Origin of the sequence: Nocardia sp. NPDC058633, from assembly GCF_042717045.1 — a bacterium.
Taxonomy (GTDB): domain Bacteria; phylum Actinomycetota; class Actinomycetes; order Mycobacteriales; family Mycobacteriaceae; genus Nocardia.
The window spans coordinates 273604-292261 of record NZ_JBHXRA010000007.1; the positions used below are offsets into that span (position 1 = coordinate 273604).

Sequence of the window (18658 nt, forward strand, 5' to 3'; positions counted from 1 at the left end):
TCTACCCACGCGCGAACGCGGGCCCGCCCGTCGGACCAGCGGCCCTATTTCTACTGCATGTCAACGCCGCACGGGGGCTGCTGCTTCCGGCTAGCGTGGCGAGCATGGTCACTTCGCCGCGCAGCGAACACGCAGGGACCGTCGTGTGGACCGAGCGATTCCTCGGTTACACCTGGAGTCCGGAGCATCCGATGAAGCCGGCCCGCCTGAAATACACCATGTCGCTGGCCAAGAGCTTAGGTCTTCTCGATGGTGTCGAGCCGCTCTCGCCCGACGCGGCGACCCGATCCGACCTGATGCGGGTCCACAGCGGCTCCTATATCGACGCGGTGTGCCGGGCGGGGCAAGGACCGCCTACCCCGGAGGACGCCCTCCACGGGCTCGGCACCGCCGACAACCCGGTGTTCCCGCACATGCACGAGGCCGCGTCGGTGATCGTCGGCGGCACCCTGGCCGCGGCGCGCGAGATCGCGGCGGGCCGTACCCGGCGGGCGGTGAGCATCGGCGGCGGAATGCACCACGCCATGCCGGATTCGGCGGCGGGTTTCTGCGTCTACAACGATGCCGCGATCGCCATCTCGTGGCTGCTCGACCACGGCTTCGATCGCATCGCCTACCTCGATGTCGACGTTCACCACGGCGACGGGGTGCAACGCGCGTTCTACGCCGATCCCCGGGTGCTCACCGTGTCGATGCACCAGCATCCGGCGACGTTGTGGCCCAACACCGGGTGGCCGGAGGAGACCGGGGTCGGCGCGGCCGAAGGCACCTCGATCAATCTTGCGTTGCTGCCCGGCACCCGGGACGCCCAGTGGCTGAGAGGGTTTCACGCGGTGGTGCCCGGCGCGGTGGCCGCGTTCCGGCCACAGATCATCATCAGCCAGTGCGGTGTCGACACCCACCGCGAAGATCCGCTCGCCGATCTGGAACTCACCGTCGACGGTCAGCGTGCGGCGTTCCTCGCGATGCGCGACCTCGCCGACGAATACGCCGAAGGGCGGTGGCTGGCCATCGGCGGCGGCGGATACGGCGTGGTGCGCGTGGTGCCACGCGCTTGGACCCACCTGCTGGCCGCGGCACTGGACCGGCCGCTCGCCCCCGACACGCCGGTGCCCGCCGACTGGATAGAGCAGATTCGACTCGCCGCCCCGCGAGTGCAACCACCGACGACCATGGGCGACGGCGGCGACATCGCCTACCGCGCCTGGGACGGCCCCGGCGGCACACCCGAGATCGGCGACGCGGGCCAGATCCGCGCACAACGAGCGGTCGACACCGCTATCACGGCCACCCGGCGGGCGAGTTTCGGCCTGCTCGGTCTCGACCCGGAGGACCCCCGTGACTGAGCCGCTGCTGCCCGATACCTCCGACACGCCCGCGAATCCGCCTGCGCCACCCCAACACTGGTACGGCGATGTGCTCGCCGCCGACGGCGGCGTGGTGCGGGTACGCCCGATCATGCCCGCCGACGCCGACGCGCTGGCCGCCTTTCACACCGGCCTGTCCGATCGCACCCGGTACCTGCGCTATTTCGGTCCGTACCCGCAGATCTCGCCCAAGGACATGTACCGCACCACCCACGTCGACTACCACGATCGGGTCGGCCTGGTCGCGGTACTCGGCACGGCCATCATCGGCGTGGCCCGCTACGAACTGCTCGCCCGGCAGGGCCCGCGCGCGGCCGAGGTGGCCTTCGTGATCGCCGACGAGCACCAGGGACGCGGGCTCGGATCGGTGCTGCTCGAGCACCTGGCCGGGGCCGCCGCCGAAAACGAAGTGGAGGCGTTCGTCGCCGAGGTGCTGGCCGAGAACGAGGCCATGATCACGGTCTTCCGTGAGGCGGGCTATCAGCTGCAGCGCAGTCGCGACGGTTCGGAAGTGCATCTCGAATTCGCCATCGACCCCACCGAAGCGCTGCGCACCGTGCGGGATTCGCGCGAGGCGGCCTCGGAAGCGCGCAGCGTCGGCAATCTGCTCGCGCCCGGCTCGGTCGCGGTGATCGGCGCGTCACCGGAACGGACCCGCGTCGGCGGCGCGGTACTGGCGAATCTGCTCGCCGGCGGCTTCAGCGGGCCGGTGTTCCCGGTGAATCTGCACCGGCGGTCGGTGCGCGGGGTCCGGGCCTACGCCACGGTGCGCGAAATCCCCGACGAGGTCGATCTGGCGGTCGTGGCGGTGCCTCCCGCGGCGATCGGGGCCGTCCTCGACGACTGCATGGCCAAGGGAGTCAAGGGCCTGGTCGTGTTGACCGCGGGTTTCGGCGAGACCGGCGACACCGGGTTGGCCGCCGAACACGACCTGGTCGCCGCGGCCCGCGGACACGGGATGCGCGTGGTCGGCCCCAGCGCGCTCGGCATCGCCAACACCGACCCAGCGGTGGGCCTCAACGCCACCCTGGCGCCGGTGCTGCCCCAACGAGGCCGCATCGGCTTCTTCTGCCAATCCGGCCCGCTCGGCGCGGCGATCCTCGGTGAGGCCGCGGCCCGCAACCTCGGCCTGTCCACCTTTGTGTCAGCGGGAAATCGCGCCGACGTCTCGGGCAACGACCTGCTGCAGTACTGGGACACCGCCGCCGACACCGAAGTGATCCTGCTCTACCTGGAGAGTTTCGGTAACCCGCGCAAGTTCTCCCGCCTGGCCCGCAGGGTCGCCCGTGGCAAGCCGATCGTCGCGGTCAGCAGCGGACGCCTCGCTGCGGGCACCGACATGGACCGCACCGTGGTGCGCGACCTGTTCGGCCAGGCAGGAATCATCCAGGTCGACTCCATCTCCGAACTCTTCGACTGCGCTGCTCTGCTGGCCTGCCAGCCCCTGCCCCGGGGACCCCGCGTCGCCGTGGTCGGCAACAGCGCCGCCCTGAACTGGCTGGCGATCGACGCCGCCCGCAGCGAAGGCCTGCACGTGCACCGCCCCGCGACGGTGGTGGACCGAGGTCCCGGCGCTCGCCCGACCGAGCACGGGGCCCAGCGTGTGCGGCCACCGAAATGGGGTGTGCGCAGTGCCTGGCGCACCGAACGCAGGCCCGCCGACGCGGTGTCCAGCGCAGCGCGTGCCGACGGCGTAGCGGTGGACGGGCCGGTGGACTTGGGTCCGGAGGCTACTCCGGCGGACTTCCGGGAGGCGGTGCTGGCCGCGCTGCGCAGCGACGCGGTCGACGCGGTGATCGTTGTGGTCGCCCCGCCGGTTCCGGTGCCGATGGAGGGCTTCGGGGATGCCTTGCGGGCGGCTGCGTCGGCGGCGCCGGACAAGCCGGTGCTGACGACGTTCGTCGCGGAGTCGGGGATACCGCGGCAGTTGGCGGTGCGGACCACAGCGGGGGCGCCCGATCGGGGCTCCATCCCGTCCTATCCCGATCCCGAGCGGGCCGCCCGCGCGCTGGCCAGGGTCGACCGGTACGCGCGGTGGCGGGATCGGCCGATCTCGCCGGTGGTTCGTCCGCCGGGGATCGACACGGCGGCCGCCGCGGCACTGGTGGAGGGGTGGCTGGCGGAGTCGGGCGGGCGGTGGCTCACCGACGAGGAGGCGGCGCGGCTGCTCGGGTGCTACGGCATCGATGTGGTCGAGTTCCGGGCGGTGCGCGATGCCGATCAGGCGGTCGCCGCGGCCGAGGAGCTCGGCTATCCGGTCGCGGCCAAGGCCACGGGGGAGCTGTGGCGGCGCAGGCCCGACCTGATCGGGGTGCGTCTGGACCTGTGGGGGCCCGACGCGGTGCGGCAGGCCTACACCGATTTGGTGGCGATCTGCGGTGATCCGCTGCTGCACCTGCAGAAGATGGCCACCAAGGGCGTCGGCTGCGTGCTGCGCGTCACCGACGACCCGTCGTTCGGGTCGGTGATCCAGTTCGGCCTCTCGGGAATGATCATCGACCTGCTCGGCGACCGCGCCTACCGCGCGCTCCCCCTCACACAGGAGGAAGCGAGCGCGCTGATCGACGCACCCCGCGCGGCGCCCTTGCTCTCCGAGGGTCCTGGCCGAACGGGTGTCGACAAGGGTGCCCTGGCGGAGCTGGCTCAACGCATTTCGGCTCTGTTCGACGACATTCCCCAGATGCGCGAGCTCTCCTGCGATCCGGTGCTGGCCGCGTCGGCCTCGGCCGAGATCATCTATGCGCGAGCCCGCATCGGCCCGGAACCTAGCCGCTTCGACACCGGCCCACGCCGGCTGGCCTGAGCGAGAGGCGGCGGCGACCCCGGTGCAACGAACAACGCCGACCGGCTCGCGACCCGGAGGGGAGGGGTTCGCGGTCGCCGGTCGGCGTTTCGGAAGACGACCCCGGAGGGCCGTCGAGTGTGGGGATCAGCTGGCGTAGGCGCGCAACCGGTCGGCGCGGTCACCCTTGCGCAGCTTGGACATGACCTCGCGCTCGATCTGGCGAACCCGCTCACGGGACAGGCCGAACAGCTTGCCGATCTGGTCCAGGGTGCGCGGCTGGCCGTCGTCGAGCCCGAAGCGCAGGCGGATGACCTGCTGCTCGCGCTCGTCGAGCGTGGCCAGGACGCTGCGCACGTCGTGGTGCAGCAGCCCGGCGATCACGGCGCTCTCCGCGGAGGTGGCCTCGGAGTCCTCGATGAAGTCGCCGAGCGGAGCCTCCTCGTCGTTGCCGACGGGCATGTCCAGGCTCACCGGATCGCGGCTGTGGTCGAGCAGGTCGGCGATCTTCTCCACCGGGATGCCCGACTCGTTGGCGAGTTCGGCGTCGGTGGCCTCGCGGCCCAGCTGCTGATGCAGTTCACGCTTGATCCTGGCGAGCTTGTTCACCTGTTCGACCAGGTGCACGGGCAGCCGGATGGTGCGGCTCTGATCTGCCATGCCGCGGGTGATGGCCTGACGGATCCACCAGGTGGCGTAGGTGGAGAACTTGAAGCCCTTGGCGTAGTCGAACTTCTCCATCGCGCGGATCAGTCCGAGGTTGCCCTCTTGGATCAGGTCCAGCAGGGGCATGCCGCGTCCGGTGTAGCGCTTGGCCAGGGATACGACCAGACGCAGGTTGGCCTCGAGCAGATGCGAGCGGGCGGCAGAGCCCTCGCGGACCAGAATCGCCAGATCACGCTTGCGAGCCGCCGTCAACCGCTTACCGGTCGATAGCAGGTTCTGGGCATACAGGCCCGCCTCGATGCGCTTGGCCAACTCGACCTCGTCGGCCGCCGTGAGCAGTGCCGTGCGTCCGATTCCGTTGAGGTACACGCGTACCAGATCGGCCGCGGGGCTCTGGGCGTCGATATCGGCCTCGCTGGGGCGCAAACGAGTGGTGGCGGGGCTTGTCATGACTTGCCTCCTGTCGGTGGTGTCTCACTCCGATCAACGGACCCGACATAGAGAAAGTTCCCGATCCCGCGGTCGATAAACCGCTCTGAGCTGCTGGTTCCCACCCCAACGGCTGAGAAGTTCCTGAGAAGAGCGCCGATGTCGGACACTCGCTGCCACCGAGGGGCGGTTCAGACGGGCCGCACCAATCCGTGGCGGACGAGTCCGGCGACCACACCGAGTGCCTGGGCGGCGAATTCCGGCGTGACGTGCTCGGCTCCGTCGGCGAGGGCGAGTAGTTCGATCAGTTCGTACAACGGCAGTCCGTCGGCCCGCATTCCCGCGACCAGGGCGACCGTCGACTCGTCGATCTCGTGCTGCCAGCGTGGTCCGTCGCCGCGATGCAGGCGGGCCACCTGCTCGGTCCAGCCGACTTCGCCGGGCAGGTACACCCGTTCCAGCGCGGTCGCCGGGCTCGGCGCGAAGCGTGATCGCCACGCGAGGTCCTCGTCGGTGGCCACCGCGCGCAGCCAGGCGGACCGGGCGAAATAGTCGGCGACCTCGGTGCCGAGCGGGTCGTCGAAACCGTGGGTGAGGTCTTCGGCGAGCAGTTCGGTGGGTCCGTCGATCGCGCGCAGGTAGACGAATCCGAAGCCGACGCCCTCGACATCGGCGGCGTCGAAGGCATCGAGCCACCGCGCCGCCTGTTCCTGGGCGGCCGGGTCGCGCGGGTCGAGGCCCGCGTCGCGCAGCCAGGTGCCCACATAGAGGCCGGGATCGGCGACATCGCGCTGCACGACCCAGGCGTCGACGCCGTGGGCGGGCAACCAGCTCGACACCCGTTGCCGCCAGTCCTGTCCGTCCACGTGCACCCAGGCCGCGAGCATGGCCGCGGTGCCGCCGGGTGCCAGTAGCTCCGGTGCCCGCCCGATGACCAGTTCGCTGGCGCCGTCCAGGGCGAGCCCGGAGTCGCGATAGGTGTGTTCGATGCGTGCCGGACCGACCACGAACGGCGGATTGGCGACAATCTGATCGAAGCGCCGCCCGGCCACGGGGTCGAACCAGGAGCCCTCGAGCAGTTCGACGTCGAGTTCGTTGAGCGCGGCGGTGGCCTGCGCCAGCCACAGGGCCCGCGCGTTGACGTCGGTGGCGGTGACCCGGCCCGCGTACCCGGCCGCGTGCACGGCCTGCACGCCGCAGCCGGTGCCCAGATCCAGCAGGGTGCCGACCGGTTCGGTCGGCGTCGCCCGCAGCAACGACAGCGACGCGTGCCCGACACCGAGGACGTGATCCTCGGTGAGCGTGCGGCGCCGCATGGAGTCGTCGAGATCGGACAGGATCCACCGCGTCCCCGCGCCGACGTCGAGCGGCCGCAGATCCAGCGCGGCCCTGACCTCGTCGCCGTCGCGCGCGAGCAGACCCGCCGCGACGGCGTCGTCGACGCGCACCGGCGACAGGGCCGCGGCCACCGCACCTTCGGGCAGTGCGTCGCCGAGCAGCAACAACCGAACCAGCGTGCCGAGCTCGCCCGCTGCCCTGGCGGCCCGGCGCACCGGCACCGGCTCCGAACGGCTCAGCGCCGCATGCACATCCGGCCCCAGAGCCTGCACCAGCGTGTCGGCGTCGTAACCGACCCGCAGCAGCGCGGTGCGCAGGTCCGGGCACAGCGCGGTGAGCAGGGAACCGGTCATCGTGGGGTTCGTAGGCACCCGACCACTCTGCCAGGACCCCGGGGGCGTCGAACGACCAGCTGACGGTGCGTGTCGCGCCTCGGACTGCGTCGGGGGCCACGAAGCGGCATATGTGGGTCGGCCGTCGCGCGTCGTGCGTTGGAGGGAGGGTCACCGATCGTGTGTGACCACCCAGGGCCGATGACAGTGTGGTGGGGACAGCGCGGTCGCCTCAGCCGGTGTACGGATCCCGGGAGGTCACGCAGTACAGGGCGTTTCCGGGGTCGCGCAAGACGATCCACTCGTCGGCGTCGGTGATGCGGGTGGCGCCGAGGGATTCGTGCCAGGTGGCGGTGGCCGCGATGTTCGACGACGCCAGATCGGCGTGCGCGCCCGCGGGGCGTGGGTCGTCGAGGCGTTGGAGGAGCAAGTGCAGCGGCTGGTCGGGCCCACGCAGGCGGGAGTATTCCGGCCGGGAGCTCGGCTTGGATGTCCAGCGGGTGAGCGCGCGCCAGAAGGCGGTGTCGGCGTCGATGTCGTTGGGGGACAGATCGAGACAGATCTGGTCGAGCCGGGTGACCGTCCCGTCGGGCGCGGTGACGACCGTGACCGGCGCCGGGTCCGTACTGGCGTTCTCATCGGCGGGGGTGAGGCAGAAGGTCTGTCCCGCAGGTGATTCCAACACGGTGTAGTCGGTCAGCTCGGCGACGACGCGGGCGCCGAGCCCGGTCGCGGTCGATACCGCCGCCGCGATGTCGTCGACATCGAGGTCGAGGTGGATGCCCCCGTCGCCGTCGACCGCTTGCATCTTGACCCACGCGGGACCGCTCGCGGGCAGCAGTGTGCGGAACTCGTCGTGCTCGCCGCGCGGTGGCGACAGGGTGGAACCGGTGACCGTCGCCCAGAACCGCGCACACTCGGCGAAGGTGTCGACGGGCCGGTCGAGAAACGCCCAGGTCCAGCGAATCATGCTGTCTCCCTTCCGAGAGGAGGCACTCGACGATCGGGTCGGGCGGTTGCGAGCATCCGATCGGCAGCGCGGGTGGTCCTGCCCGAACGGTATGCGGCACGGGCCGCGCTGTCGACAGTGCGGTCTGTACAACGCGAGGAGGGGGCTGTCGCGGCGTGCGCGAGAACAGTGCCCCTGGCTGGACTCCATCCCGCGCGTGGATTGTCGTGCTGCTCGGCGCGGCCGCCTTCCGCTGGATCCCGAGCGTCCTCATCGAGGCGCTGCACACCGAATTGGGCTGGTCGCCCGCGTCGATCTCCATCGCCTACTTCTGAATATGCTGCTCTACGGCCTGATTTCGCCGTTCGCCGCCGCGCTGATGGGCCGGTTCGGCATCCGCAGGTGGGCTCTTACGACCTCGCCTGGTACGTCGCGGGCGGCCTGTGCGGCATCGTGGCAGTCAGGTCGATGCTGGTCCGGCGACCGACAGCCGCCCGAGCCTCATTCGATGACTTTTCGCTGCCCCGATTCGAGGGCGGTCTGGCTCGAGTGGCCGTCCCAGCGGCTCGGCTCGTCCTTGGTGCGCGGTGGCCGGTCGTTGGCGACCAGCACCGCGATCCACGGCAACGGCACCGAGGCGGCGATGATCAAGATCGACAGCAGCGGATTCTCGAACGCGCTGTAGGCGATCGCGGCCAGGATCAGGCAGGGGATCCGGAAGGCCATGATGAACGTGTAGCGGCGCACTCGGGCGCGGTGTTGGTCGTCGAGCGAGGGCGCGGCCTCGGTGATCAGCACGGCGTGTTCGACGGGCGCGGGACGGAAGAACCCACGCGAGGACCTGGGCTCGGTGGGCATGGTCACTTCCGGGTCCGGCGTCGGTTCGTCGGCGCTGGAGGCATCGCCGTAGGACTGCATACCCCCGAGTCTTCCACTCGGCGTCGTCGAGCGCACACGCGGCTGGTCAGCGGACCGGGCACCGGATGCGGCATCATGGAAGGCGTGAGTACAGACACTCTGGTACGCCCGGAAACCACGACCGACGAGACGACCAGCGACGACACCCCCAAATTCTTCCATTACGTGAAGAAGGACCGGATCGCCGAGAGTGCCGTGATGGGCACGATGGTCGTCGCCCTGTGCGGCGAAGTCTTCCCGGTGACGCGTTCGGCCAAGCCCGGCTCGCCTGTGTGCCCGGACTGCAAGAAGGTCTACGAGGGCTTGCGCAAGGACGGCGACTGAGCGGACGGCTCGGTAGGTGACGCCGGTGCCTCGGTGTAGGCCCCGGCGGTTTCGTCGTGCTCGTCGTCGTCACCACGCACCTGGTTGGTGATCCACTCCTTGACCTGTTCCATCCGGGTGGCCCTGGCCGGCCAGAACTCCTGGACGGCGGCGTTGAACTCCGCGCCGAGGATCACCGCGAAGCCGAGGAAATAGGTGAACAGCAGGAACGCGATCGGGGTGGCCAGCGCGCCGTAGCTGACCCCGGTTCGGGTGATCCACGACAGGTACCGGCGCAGCAGGTCGCTGGCCCCCAGGAAGAACACCCCGGCCACCAGTGCGCCGCCGAAGAGCCGATGCCACGGCAGCGATTTGTGCAGGGCCAGCTTGTAGAGCGTGGTCAGTCCGACGATCAGCAGCACCCCCACGATCGGATAGTAGAAGGTGTCGATCAGCCGCAGCCCCGGCTCACGCCACGCCTGCGGCAGCACCCGTCCGATCCGGGTGGGGCCCAGCGCGATCAGCGGCAGGATCAGCACCGCGGCTACGAGGAACTGCACGTACAGCAGCAGCGCGAAGATCCGCTGCCAGACCGGATGACGAGCGTCCTGCTGACCGTGCGCCTCCACGATGGCGTCGACGAAGGTGGCCATGGCCGAGGATCCGGCCCACAGCGAGAGCACGAAACCCACCGACACCACCGCACCGCGCCCTTTGCCGAGCACGTCGTCGACGGTCGGTTCGATCAGATCCGAGACCACCGAGGGGCTGAAGAAGTCGCGACTGAACGCGATGATCTTGCTCTCCACGATCAGGACGGTGTCGGGGCCGAACAACCCGCCCACGTAGCCAAGACTGCCGAGTATGCCGAGCAGCAGCGGCGCCAGCGACAGCGTCTGCCAGAACGCCGCGGCCGCGGACTTGGCGAAGATCGAGTTGTCCCAGCACTTGAGCGCCACCCGGACCACCAGCCGCCACGCCGTCGCCAGCCATCGCACCCATCGCGAGTGATCGCTGCGACGTTGCGGAACGGCCTGGGTGCCGACCGTGGCGCGCGCGGGCGCGGCACGGGACGGGAGCGCCCGTGACGGGCGCGCCGCGTCGGCGCTCGGGACGTGGTCGTTGGTCATCTCGTGGTCAAGCATCCCGCACGTTGGGGGTCTGTGTGGTGCGGGCCGAGCATCGTGTCGGCGGGTAACAGGTAAATGGGCGGTGACCACGGGCGCGGTTGTGATGCCGGTCGCCCACCCCGCGTCGGTTTGGCGACACGCCGCATCGGGCGGCTAGGGTCGTCTGCGTGACTGGGTCGGGTGGCGCCGCTACGGCGAGGCAAGTGGGGACACCGGGCGAGACTGCCGCGGGAGGTGCGCCGTCGGGGTCGTTGCGCGCCTGGCAGCGGCGGGCGCTGACGAAGTACCTGGCCACCAAGCCGCGCGACTTCCTCGCTGTCGCGACACCCGGCGCCGGCAAGACCACGTTCGCGCTGCGGGTTGCCGCGGAGTTGCTGGCGGATCGCACGGTGGATCAGATCACGGTGGTCGCCCCGACCGAACACCTCAAGCACCAGTGGTCGGCCGCGGCCGCGCGCACCGGGATCCAGCTGGACTCGCGCTTCTCCAACTCCACCGGCGCGACCTCGGGCGACTATCACGGTGTGGTGGTGACCTATGCCCAGGTCGCCGCCCACCCCACGCGGCACCGGGTGCGCACCGAGAACCGGCGCACGCTGGTGATTCTCGACGAGATCCACCACGCGGGCGACGCCAAGACCTGGGGCGAGGCGACCGAAGAGGCGTTCGGCGACGCGACGCGCCGTCTCGCGCTGACCGGAACCCCGTTTCGCAGTGATGATTCGAAGATCCCCTTCGTCACCTACGAACCCGACGAAGGCGGCTTCCCGCGCTCGCGCGCCGACCATTCCTACGGCTATGCCGACGCGCTCGCCGACGGCGTCGTGCGGCCGGTGGTGTTCCTGGCCTACTCCGGTGACGCGCACTGGCGCGACAGCGCGGGCGAGGAGCACACCGCCCGACTCGGCGAACCGCTGAGCGCCGAGCACACCGCGCGGGCCTGGCGCACCGCGCTCGATCCGGCGGGTGACTGGATCTCGGCGGTGTTGCGCGCGGCCGACATGCGCCTGCGTCAGCTGCGCGCCTCCGGTATGCCCGACGCGGGCGGTCTGGTGATCGCCACCGATCAGGAACGGGCTCGCGACTACGCCGAACTGCTCGAGCACATCTGTGGTGAGCGGCCCTCGGTGGTGCTGTCCGACGATCCGCAGTCCTCCCAGCGCATCGGTGAGTTCGGCAAGGGCACCCAGCCGTGGATGGTGGCGGTGCGGATGGTGTCCGAGGGCGTCGACGTGCCGCGTCTGGCCGTGGGCGTGTACGCCACCAGCGCGTCGACGCCGTTGTACTTCGCACAGGCCATCGGCCGTTTCGTGCGTGCCCGTAAGCCGGGTGAGACCGCGAGTGTGTTCCTGCCGTCGGTGCCGGTGCTGCTCGATCTGGCCGCCCAGCTGGAATTGCAGCGCGATCACGTCATCGGCAAGCCGCATCGCGAGAAGGACGGGCTCGACGACGAGCTGCTGATGGACGCGAACAAGGCCAAGGACGAACCCGGCGAGGACGAGAAATCCTTCGTCGCGCTGGCCGCCGACGCCGAACTCGACCAGGTGATCTACGACGGCTCCTCCTTCGGCACCGCCACCATCGCGGGCAGCGACGAGGAGGCCGATTACCTGGGTATCCCCGGGCTGCTCGACGCCGACCAGATGCGTGCGCTGCTGCGCGACCGCCAGACCCGCCAGCTCGCCGACCGCAGCGCCGCCCAGGAGTCCGCCCCCCAGCCCGCGGCCGTCGCCGAACGCGTTGCCACCTCCGACAAACTGGGCGAACTGCGCCGCGAACTCAACAGCCTCGTCGCGATGCATCATCACCGCACCGGCAAACCCCACGGCGTGATCCACGGCGAACTCCGTCGCGAATGTGGTGGTCCGCCGACGGCATTGGCGAGTGTCGATCAATTGGGTGAGCGCATCGCGGCCCTGCGTCGTCTCTGAGATCCCGCCGACGACGGCTGCGGGGAGGCCCCCGTTCGGCGTTGACGGCCGGACAGGCCACTGATCGCGGCCTCGGCTAGCGGGTCGCGGCCGCGAGCGTGCGCATCGCACTGTCGACCGCGGCGCTCAGCTCGTCGGGGCCGACGCCGTCTCTGGCCTGGATCGACAGTCCGTACAGCACAGTGCTGTACAGCATCGCCAGTGATGCCGTGTCGGTGTCGGGGGCGAGGTCGCCCTCGGTGACGCCGCGGTCGAGGCGGGCGTGGATGTCGGCGGTGGTGTGGCGGCGGGCGTCGACGAGGAATTCGCGGACCGCGGCGTTGCGGGTGGTGTAGGTCGCGCCGGCCAGAACCACCATGCAACCGTGCGGGAGGCCGGGATCGGTGTAGGTGGTGATGTTGTCGCGCAGCATCGCTTCGATCGCGGCGTAGGCGGTGGGTTGCTCGCGCAGCGCCCTGGCCGTGTGGGAGCCCTCGCTGCGGCCGTAGAGCTCGACGGCGGCGCGGAACAGGGCTTCCTTGTCGCCGAAGGCGGCGTAGAGGCTGGGGGAGTTGATGCCCATGGCGGTGGTGAGGTCGCTCATCGAGGCGCCGTCGTAGCCGCGTTCCCAGAACACCTCCATCGCACGGCGCAGCGCGACCTCGCGGTCGAAGCCTCGGGGGCGGCCACGTTCTGCCATCGGAAACCTTTCTGTGCCGATCAGTAAATATACCGCTCCTCGCGGGTGGTCGCGGCCGCGCCCGCACTTTCTGTGCTGACCGATAAGAAACTCTTGACGGGGAGGGGTGGATGCGCTTGTCTATTTATGTACTGACCACTACAGAAATGGAGCGAGCCTGATGACGAGCAGTGACACCGTGGCCCTGGTGACCGGCGCGAGCCGTGGGATCGGCGCGGCCATCGCCCGCGCACTGGCTGCCGCGGGCACCGATGTGGCGTTCACCTACCAGCGCGACGAGGTCGCCGCGAAGGCGGTGGCCGCCGAGATCGAGGCGCTGGGGCGCCGCGCGCTGCCGATCCGGGCCGACAGCGCCGACGCGGCACAGGTCGTCGCCGCCGTCGAGCAGACCGCCCGCGAACTGGGCGGCCTCGACGTGCTGGTGAACAACGCAGGCATCTTCCCGGCCAAGCCCTACGCGGAGTTCACTCTCGACGAGATCGACCGCGCGCTCGACATCCACGCCCGTGCCGCCTTCGTCGCGGGCCAGGCCGCCCTACCGCATCTCGGCGACGGCGGCCGAATCATCTCCATCGGCTCCAACCTGTCCGACCGCGCGCTCTTCGGTGGATTGTCGCTCTACAACCTGAGCAAGTCGGCCCTCAACGGCTTCACCAAAGCCCTTGCGCGCGAGCTGGGTCCGCGCGGCATCACCGTCAACCTCGTGCAGCCGGGCCCCACCGACACCGACATGAATCCGGCGGACAGCGATCATGCGCCGACCCAACGAGAGTTCAGCGCCCTCGGCCGGTTCGGTACCGCCGCCGACGTCGCCGAACTGGTCGTCTTCCTCGCGGGACCGTCCGGTCGATCGATCACCGGTGCGATCCTCACCGTGGACGGTGGCACCAACGCCTGAGTGGGGTCGATGGCCCGTGCACACGGCGCTCGTCCACCGAAAGACCGGCCGTCGGTGTGGAATTCGAGCGGACCAGCCGCGGCGATGCGGCTGGTCCGGGCGTTGATCGTCGACCGAAGGATCAGGAATTCGTGAGGAAGAACCGGGTCGGGTCGAGAGCGTTGATACTGGTCCAGCGTGGCTCCTGGACGGGGAGATCGGCATCGGCGCCGCCGTCGAAACAGCCCTGCAATTCCAAGGCGAGGCGCGGATTCTCGTCGACCCTGCGGGCGATCGTGTACAGCGTCGCGAACACGTGCACGCAGCGCGCGGTCCGTGCCGAGCACGAACAATCGGTGCTCGCCAGGGTCGGCGCGGGGGAGTGACCCGCGTCGAGCAGGGCCCGGTGCATCTCGTCGGTGAGGACGGTCGGGTCGGTGATCGTGTGACCGATCGCGGTCACCGCCGCTCGCGACAGCGGCACCACCTCGATGTGCGCGATCGAGGCCTGACCGCCGCGATGCAGATGCGCGCGCACGGTTCGCCCCTCGATCTCGATGCGCACACCGTCGTTGCGGGCGATGCTGCGCGCCCGGGGCAGCAGTGGCTCCGGCCGGGTCTGGCGCAGGGGTTCGGCCAGCCGCACCCAGTCCATGCCCCAGGGCGTGTACCCGAATTCGTTGTCGGCCATCAGTTCTCTCGCTTCCGGCGCAGGATGTCGACGAGGGCGTCGTCGTCGAGGCGGGCCAGCTCGGCGATGCCCGCGGTATCGGACAGATCCGTCAGCGCGGATTTGCGGGTGTGCATCGCCGCGATGTGTTCCTCCACCGTCGTGGCGCTGGTGAGCGTGGTGACGGTGACGGTGCGGGTCTGCCCGATCCGGTGTGCCCGGTCCGATGCCTGCGCCTCCACCGCCGGATTCCACCAGCGATCGAAATGGATCACATCGGCCGCACGGGTGAGGGTGAGGCCGGTGCCCGCGGCGCGCAGGCTCAGGATCAGCACCGGTGGTCCGTCCGGTGCCTGGAAGCGGGTGACCAGTTCGCCGCGCTGGGCGGCGTCGAGCCCGCCGTGGAAGAACGGCGCCGCGACCCCGAACTGTTCGGACAGGTGACGCACCAGCAGGTCGCCGGTCTTGCGGTACTGGGTGAAGATCAGGGTGGGATCACCGGTGTCGAGGTTGGTGGCCACGATGTCGGTGCACAGGTCGAGTTTGCCGGAGCGGCCCGCGAGTTCGCCCAGGTCGCCGGAGACCAATCCGGGGTGGTTGCACACCTGCTTGAGGTGGGTGAGCGCGGCCAGCACCCGTCCCTGTCGTTGCAGACCCGAGCCGAATCCCTCGTCGAGGGCCTCGGCGAGCACGGCGTCGTACACCCGCTCCTGTTCGGCGGTGAGATCGCACAGCAGATCGCTGTGGATCTTGGCGGGCAGCGATGCCGCCACCTGAATCTTCTTGCGTGCAAGAACCACGGGCTCGACGGCATCGCGCAGCCGAGCCGCCGCCGTGGCCGAACCCTCCTCGATCGGCCGCACGAACCGGCGCCGGAACTGTGTGCGATGCGCGAACAGTCGCGGCACGGTGAGATTGAGCAGCGCGAACAGTTCGTCGAGGTGGTTCTCCACCGGCGTGCCGGTGAGCGCGACCTTCGCCTCGGCGGTCAACGCCCGCGCCGCCCGCGCTACCTGGGTGCGCGGATTCTTCAACGCCTGCGCCTCGTCGAACACCACGGTGGACCACTGCTCGGCGATCAACGCCGCCCCGTGCAGCCGCAAGGTCGGATACCCGGTGACGATCACCGTCCCGGCCCCGGCGGGAACCGCGCCGCCACGCCACGAGACCGGCTTCATCCCCCGCGCGAACCGTTCGATCTCGTGGACCCAGTTGCCGACCAGCGAGGTCGGACACACCACCAACTGGGGCCCGTCGGCGCGACCCTGCAGGAACCCGATCGTCTGCACTGTTTTCCCGAGGCCCATCTCGTCGGCCAGCACCGCCCCTCCGTAGGCCGAGACGGTCTCGCGCAACCACCCCACCCCCCGCACCTGATACGGGCGCAGCGTGGCGTCGAGAACCCCCGCGAGCTCCCCGTCGAGCTCCTGGGTCTCGCGCAACACTCGCGCCGCCCGCTCGGCGGACACGATCGCGGTTCCGACCGCATCGGGCACCGCGTGCGCGGCGGCGGGCCACTCGCGGGGCCGCGCGCCGGTCATCGAGGCGCGCCAGGCGAGAGCGGACGGGGCGAGGTCGTCGACGGCCACGTCGGCCAGTTCGGCAGGGGTGACCACGGCGGTCGCCACCTCGACGGGTTCGATCGCGCCGCGTTCACCGACGGGCAGCGCGAGCGCGAGCTGTTCCGGATCGCCGATTCCCGTCGGTGCGGGCCCGGCGTCGTGCCCGGTCCACGTCCACAGGGCGAACAGGTGACGGTCGGGCAGGTAGGTGGCCTGGATGGCGGGCAGAGCGTTCTCCTCTGATCGGGCAATGGGCGATTGATCGGGCAAGGGGCAATCGAATAACGTACAGTGTACTGAGTTTGTTCCCGAGCGCCGGAAAGTGGGAGGGCCCGTGCCGACCGACGGTGACGACAAGACCGCGCAGGCCACTCGGATCCTCGAGCTGCTGTGGCGGCATGCCCTGCCCGTTAAGCCCGGCGCCCGGGGGCCCAAGCCCGGTCTCACCGTCGACAACGTGGTGGCGGCGGGCATCGCTCTGGCCGATCGAGACGGCCTCGACAAGCTCACGATCCGCGCGGTGGCCACGGAACTGGGTCTGCGCGCGATGAGCCTCTACACCTACGTCCCCAGCAAAGAAGCCCTGATCGTGCTCATGGTCGACGCTGTCGCCGCCGCGGATGCCCCGATCCCGGCCGACCTCCCGGTCAGAGAACGGATGATCGCCATCGCCACCCAGCTCAGGGCGGAACTGATCGACCATCCCTGGCTGCTCGAGGTGTCGCCGTGGCGCCAGGTTCTCGGCCCGGCGAGGATGCGCCGCTACGAACGTCAACTGGCGGCGATCGACGGCATGGGCCTGAGCGATCTGGCCATGGACCGCGCCATCGCGGTGCTCACCGACTTCGCCACCGGCAACGCTCGCCTCGCCGTCGCGGCCGCGGCAGCCGCCGCCCAGCTCAGTGACGCGCAGTGGTGGGAGGTCAACGGCCCCTTGCTGGCTCGCGTGATGCCCGCCGACGAATTCCCGCTCGCCGGGCGCGTTGGCACCGCCGTGGGCGAGTACTACCAGGCCCCCGCCGACCCGGACGGCGCGTTCGACTACGGGGTGGCCACCCTCGTCGATGGCCTGCTCGCCGACGCCTGATGGGCGCACGCGAACGACCGGACCCGCAGCGCAGGCACGCCTGACCAGTGGCGATACCCGCGGACAGCGACAGCGGGCGCCCTGTCCGGGTCGCCCGCTGTCGGGGTTTTCTGTTGTCAGATGTGGTTGTTTCGGACGCGAGGGGGAGTCAGATCGCGGGAGCTTCGTCCGTGTTGATCACGGCTTCCAGTTCGCGCAAGCGGTCCATGTGTTCATTCGCGTGGTGCTGGCAGAAGAGCAACTCGCCACCCGCGGGAAGCACGGCACGCACTCGGGCAGCCGCCCCGCAGCGATCGCAACGATCGAGTGCGGTCAGTGGGGTGCTGGTCAGGGTTCCTGGCATGACTCCTCCGTCCCGGCTCCCGGCGCTGCGTGGCCGTTCGCCTAGGTGTGGGCCTCGTGGTCACTCCACGCGGCTCGCGTCCGCTACTTCCCAGCAGTGGTACGACTACTCTGTCAGACGTTCGGGGTTCAGGCTTTGTTCCCGGAAGTGAATCTTTGTGTTTTCGATAACAGACCTGCGGTTTCGCTGAAAGCGAACACCCGCCGGTCGTCGGTTTCGAGCACCCACCGATCACCCGCGAAGCGCTGATGCCACCTCCCACTCGATCCTGTCGCTCACCGATATGTCGCTCGCTGCGGTGTTGCTCGTTACGTATGGGACGCAACACCGAACCGAGCCGAACACGATCGAGTTGTGACAGGGTCTTGACCGTCCGAACCTGTTGTCTACCCGGAGATTACCCGTGACATCCGACACTCACACCCTTGTTCACCTGTGTTCTTCCCAAGAATGGGAACAGGCTCGCGAAACGGGCGAGCGCAGACCGCCCTCGCTGGCGGCCGCCGGCTTCGTACACCTGTCCACCCCGGAGCAGGTGCACTTGCCCGCCAATCGCCTCTTCGCCGGGCGCGTCGACATGGTCGTGCTGTGGCTGGACCCGTCCGCGTTCACCGGTGAGGTGAAGTGGGAGCCTGGCGTGCCGAGCGATCCCTCGTCGATGCTGTTCCCGCACCTCTACGCCCCGCTGCCGGTCGCCGCGGTGTCGGCCGCGCAGCCCTACCTGCCCGGCCCCGACGGCGTGTTCACCACACCGCGCCGAGACGGAGTGGCGTAGGCCACAATCGGAGCCGGGCGCGTCTACTGTGGATGGGATGAACGTCGACGTCACAGCGCTACCGGGCATCGGAGTGCGCAAGGATTTCGAAGTCAGGTCCGGGCGTCGCGTGGGAGTGGTCGCCCATCGCGACGGCGACATCGACCTGATCGTGTCCAAATCCGACGACCCGGACGCGATCGCCGCCCAGGTGCCGCTGTCCACCGACGAGGCGTCGGTGCTGGCGAATCTGCTCGGCGCGCCGCAACTGGTCGCCAAGCTCAACGACGACCATCGCGACCTGCCCGGCATCACCACCCGCCAGCTCGCCATCGTCGACGAATCACCCTATGCGGGACGTACTCTCGGCGAAACCGGGATGCGGACCCGCACCAAGACCTCGATCGTCGCCGTGATGCGCGCCGGTCAGCTCCACCCGTCGCCGGGCCCGGACTTCACCTTCACCGAGGGTGATCTGCTCGTGGTCGTCGGCACCCCGGACGGCCTGGAAGCGGCCGCGAAGATTCTCGTGCACGGCTGA

Annotated in this window: 18 protein-coding genes; 9 read left to right on the top strand and 9 right to left on the bottom strand. The window is 69.7% G+C overall.

Annotated features, from left to right (window positions below; genetic code table 11):
* Window positions 1-104 precede the first annotated feature (104 nt).
* Window positions 105-1346, top strand: a complete 1242-nt coding sequence (locus ACFWUR_RS11655) for an acetoin utilization protein AcuC (RefSeq protein ID WP_378905674.1) — start codon at window positions 105-107, stop codon at window positions 1344-1346.
* The gene (locus ACFWUR_RS11660) at window positions 1339-4170 is read left to right on the top strand and encodes a GNAT family N-acetyltransferase (protein ID WP_378905677.1); all 2832 of its coding nucleotides are present in this window, start codon (window positions 1339-1341) and stop codon (window positions 4168-4170) included. The genes ACFWUR_RS11655 and ACFWUR_RS11660 overlap by 8 nt, the downstream gene beginning before the upstream one ends.
* Before the next feature lie 126 nt (window positions 4171-4296).
* Here the strand turns inward: ACFWUR_RS11660 and ACFWUR_RS11665 are convergent, their stop codons facing one another.
* The 3 genes from ACFWUR_RS11665 to ACFWUR_RS11675 form a co-directional block, all read right to left on the bottom strand.
* The gene (locus ACFWUR_RS11665; RefSeq protein ID WP_056811283.1) at window positions 4297-5265 is read right to left on the bottom strand and encodes a sigma-70 family RNA polymerase sigma factor; all 969 of its coding nucleotides are present in this window, start codon (window positions 5263-5265) and stop codon (window positions 4297-4299) included.
* Window positions 5266-5435: 170 nt separating this feature from the next.
* Complete coding sequence (locus tag ACFWUR_RS11670; protein WP_378905680.1) at window positions 5436-6935, bottom strand: methyltransferase; 1500 nt, start codon at window positions 6933-6935, stop codon at window positions 5436-5438.
* 211 nt (window positions 6936-7146) lie between these two features.
* The gene (locus tag ACFWUR_RS11675; RefSeq protein ID WP_378905683.1) at window positions 7147-7884 is read right to left on the bottom strand and encodes a VOC family protein; all 738 of its coding nucleotides are present in this window, start codon (window positions 7882-7884) and stop codon (window positions 7147-7149) included.
* Between the two features lie 155 nt (window positions 7885-8039).
* Here ACFWUR_RS11675 and ACFWUR_RS11680 point away from each other — a divergent pair, with 155 nt between their 5' ends.
* Entirely contained in the window at window positions 8040-8198 is a 159-nt protein-coding gene (locus tag ACFWUR_RS11680) for a hypothetical protein (RefSeq protein ID WP_378905686.1), read from the top strand.
* Window positions 8199-8364: 166 nt separating this feature from the next.
* Here ACFWUR_RS11680 and ACFWUR_RS11685 read toward each other — a convergent pair whose 3' ends face one another.
* Window positions 8365-8721 carry a DUF3099 domain-containing protein gene (locus ACFWUR_RS11685; RefSeq protein ID WP_378905815.1) on the bottom strand — a complete coding sequence of 119 codons (357 nt, stop codon included), beginning with the start codon at window positions 8719-8721 and terminating at the stop codon, window positions 8365-8367.
* A gap of 144 nt (window positions 8722-8865) precedes the next feature.
* Between ACFWUR_RS11685 and ACFWUR_RS11690 the strand changes: the two genes are divergently transcribed.
* Window positions 8866-9105: a DUF3039 domain-containing protein gene (locus ACFWUR_RS11690; protein WP_056815556.1), complete on the top strand. Its 240-nt coding sequence runs from the start codon at window positions 8866-8868 to the stop codon at window positions 9103-9105.
* Here the strand turns inward: ACFWUR_RS11690 and ACFWUR_RS11695 are convergent.
* Window positions 9075-10214, bottom strand: a complete 1140-nt coding sequence (locus ACFWUR_RS11695; protein ID WP_378905817.1) for a YihY/virulence factor BrkB family protein — start codon at window positions 10212-10214, stop codon at window positions 9075-9077. The genes ACFWUR_RS11690 and ACFWUR_RS11695 overlap by 31 nt on opposite strands.
* A gap of 203 nt (window positions 10215-10417) precedes the next feature.
* On the opposite strand from ACFWUR_RS11695, the gene ACFWUR_RS11700 reads away from it, so the two are divergent.
* Entirely contained in the window at window positions 10418-12145 is a 1728-nt protein-coding gene (locus tag ACFWUR_RS11700; protein ID WP_378905819.1) for a DEAD/DEAH box helicase, read from the top strand.
* A gap of 76 nt (window positions 12146-12221) precedes the next feature.
* On the opposite strand, the gene ACFWUR_RS11705 is transcribed toward ACFWUR_RS11700, so the two are convergent.
* On the bottom strand, window positions 12222-12824 hold the full coding sequence (locus tag ACFWUR_RS11705; protein WP_378905689.1) for a TetR/AcrR family transcriptional regulator: 603 nt from the start codon (window positions 12822-12824) through the stop codon (window positions 12222-12224).
* A 160-nt stretch (window positions 12825-12984) separates the two neighbouring features.
* Between ACFWUR_RS11705 and ACFWUR_RS11710 the strand changes: the two genes are divergently transcribed.
* Window positions 12985-13722: an SDR family NAD(P)-dependent oxidoreductase gene (locus ACFWUR_RS11710; RefSeq protein WP_378905692.1), complete on the top strand. Its 738-nt coding sequence runs from the start codon at window positions 12985-12987 to the stop codon at window positions 13720-13722.
* A 121-nt stretch (window positions 13723-13843) separates the two neighbouring features.
* On the opposite strand, the gene ACFWUR_RS11715 is transcribed toward ACFWUR_RS11710, so the two are convergent.
* Both ACFWUR_RS11715 and ACFWUR_RS11720 read right to left on the bottom strand, forming a co-directional pair.
* On the bottom strand, window positions 13844-14392 hold the full coding sequence (locus ACFWUR_RS11715) for a hypothetical protein (protein WP_378905695.1): 549 nt from the start codon (window positions 14390-14392) through the stop codon (window positions 13844-13846).
* Window positions 14392-16122 (bottom strand): DEAD/DEAH box helicase, encoded by a 1731-nt coding sequence (locus ACFWUR_RS11720; protein WP_378905821.1) that lies wholly within the window; start codon window positions 16120-16122, stop codon window positions 14392-14394. The genes ACFWUR_RS11715 and ACFWUR_RS11720 overlap by 1 nt, the downstream gene beginning before the upstream one ends.
* Window positions 16123-16267: 145 nt before the next feature.
* Between ACFWUR_RS11720 and ACFWUR_RS11725 the strand changes: the two genes are divergently transcribed.
* Window positions 16268-17020, top strand: a complete 753-nt coding sequence (locus ACFWUR_RS11725; protein WP_378905697.1) for a TetR/AcrR family transcriptional regulator — start codon at window positions 16268-16270, stop codon at window positions 17018-17020.
* Window positions 17021-17168: 148 nt separating this feature from the next.
* Here ACFWUR_RS11725 and ACFWUR_RS11730 read toward each other — a convergent pair whose 3' ends face one another.
* A complete protein-coding gene (locus tag ACFWUR_RS11730; protein ID WP_056811260.1) occupies window positions 17169-17363 on the bottom strand; it encodes a hypothetical protein in 195 nt (64 codons plus the stop codon).
* Between the two features lie 403 nt (window positions 17364-17766).
* Here ACFWUR_RS11730 and ACFWUR_RS11735 point away from each other — a divergent pair, with 403 nt between their 5' ends.
* Both ACFWUR_RS11735 and ACFWUR_RS11740 read left to right on the top strand, forming a co-directional pair.
* Window positions 17767-18138: a DUF952 domain-containing protein gene (locus tag ACFWUR_RS11735; RefSeq protein ID WP_378905699.1), complete on the top strand. Its 372-nt coding sequence runs from the start codon at window positions 17767-17769 to the stop codon at window positions 18136-18138.
* 37 nt (window positions 18139-18175) lie between these two features.
* Window positions 18176-18658 carry a cation:proton antiporter regulatory subunit gene (locus tag ACFWUR_RS11740; RefSeq protein ID WP_378905702.1) on the top strand — a complete coding sequence of 161 codons (483 nt, stop codon included), beginning with the start codon at window positions 18176-18178 and terminating at the stop codon, window positions 18656-18658.